Here is a 1,959-nt window from a genome sequence, read left to right as displayed (position 1 = left end):
AATTCATAACAATATTTACTTATCGCATGACGAATATATTAATGATGTTAAAAAATGAAATAAATGATATTCAAGCCGCAAAGAAAAGGATATAATAAATAAAATTTTATAAACCTTTTTACTAATACTTACTTTTTGGGGTGCACTCTAGTTTTCTAACTTTATTAGATTTCACGCAAAGAGAAATCTATTATTTATTAGATTTAGCAAGACAATTGAAAGAAGCAAAATATGCTGGAACTGAGCAAAAACCATTAGCTGGAAAATCTGTTGCTTTATTATTTGCAAAAGATTCAACACGAACAAGATGTGCTTTTTAAGTCGGAGCATTTGATTTAGGAATGCACCCTGTTTATTTAGGACCAAGTGGTAGCCAAATGGGAAAAAAAGAATCAATTGAAGATACTGCAAAAGTATTAGGAAGAATGTTTGATGGAATTCAATTTCGTGGGTTTAAACAAACTGATGTTGAAGCATTAGCAAAATATTCAGGTGTTCCAGTATGAAGTGGATTAACTGATGAATTTCACCCAACGCAAATGTTAGCTGATATTTTAACATTGCAAGAAGAAAAAGGACAACGCAATATGAAAGGTCTAAAATTTGTTTATTTTGGTGATTCTCGTTTTAATATGGCAAATAGTTATATGGTTGTTAGTGCTAAATTAGGAATGCATTTTGTTGCTTGTGCGCCAAAGGATTTATGACCAAATGCAGAATTATTGAAAAAAGTACAAGCAATTGCAAAAGAACATGGTGGGTCAATTACGTTAACTTAAGACCATAAAACAGCGGCAAAAGATGCTGATGCAATTGCCACTGATGTTTGAGTATCAATGGGAGAAGATCCTGCTGTTTGAGGAAAAAGAATTAAAGATTTAACACCATATCAAGTAACAATGGAAAAAATGAAACAAGCAAAAGAAGATGCTATCTTTTTACATTGTTTACCAAGTTTCCATGATGGAAATACGGATACTGCGCAACAAGTGATTAAACAATTTGGTGGAACTGGCGAATTAGAAGTTACTGATGAAGTTTTCCAATCAAAATATTCACGTGTTTTTTAAGAAGCAGAAAATCGTTTACATACTATTAAAGCAGTAATGCTAGCAACAATTCGTGGCTAGGTTATTAATTATGAAAGGTTAAGGGGAGTGCAAAAATGGATGTAAAAAAAAAAAAAAAAAAGTTTAAATTTAAATTGCCGACAGCATTTACAATTTTATTAGGAATTACGCTCTTAATTATTATTGTCTCTTGAATTCCAGGAACAACTGGTTCATGAAAAGATGCTGATGGTGAACTTCACAATGGTGGACCTGCGGGAATTTTTGACTTATTTTTAGTTCCGATGCAAGGATTTAAAAGTAAAGTTGATGTTATTGTCTTTATTTTAGTTTTAGGAGGTTTCTTAGGCATCGTTATTGAATCAAAAGCATTAGATGCTGGGATTGGGCGTTTAGTAGCAAAAATGAAAGGCCGTGAAATTTGAATTATTCTAATTGTAATGTTTTTATTTTCAGTTGGTGGTACAACTTATGGAATGAGGGAAGAAACAATCGCCTTATACCCAGTTATTATTCCTGTTTTATTAGCTGCTGGTTTTGATGTGCTAACAGCGGTAATGGCAATTTTATTTGGTGCTGGAATTGGTTGTATTGGTTCAACATTAAATCCATTTGTTATCCAAGTTGCTGTTGCTGCTGCTGGTGTGCCTGATTTAACATCAACAACAGGAATTATTTGAAGAGCCGTGTCATGATTATTATTAACAGCAGGTGGAATTTAATTTGTTGTTTGATATGCGTTACGTGTTCGTCGTACACCAGGGAAATCACCATTATTTGATAAAAAAGATTTTGGTCGTATAAATAATTATAGGGTAACTTATATAATTTAAGAAATTAGAACACTTTAAGCATTCCACTTACACTATTATTTTAAACCAAACTATTT

At 32.1% G+C, this 1,959-nt stretch carries 1 protein-coding gene and 1 pseudogene; both read left to right on the top strand.

Annotated features, from left to right (window positions below; all coding sequences use genetic code 4):
* The first annotated feature begins 128 nt into the window (after window positions 1-128).
* Window positions 129-1,070 (top strand): annotated as a pseudogene (argF, locus tag D9R21_RS06040) (ornithine carbamoyltransferase).
* A gap of 95 nt (window positions 1,071-1,165) precedes the next feature.
* Window positions 1,166-1,792 carry a hypothetical protein gene (locus D9R21_RS06035; protein ID WP_241568807.1) on the top strand — a complete coding sequence of 209 codons (627 nt, stop codon included), beginning with the start codon at window positions 1,166-1,168 and terminating at the stop codon, window positions 1,790-1,792.
* The last annotated feature ends 167 nt before the right edge of the window (window positions 1,793-1,959 follow it).

The organism is Spiroplasma endosymbiont of Megaselia nigra (assembly GCF_003987485.1).
GTDB lineage: Bacteria > Bacillota_I > Bacilli_A > Mycoplasmatales > Mycoplasmataceae > Spiroplasma.
This window is presented reverse-complemented; position numbering and strand designations above follow the sequence as displayed.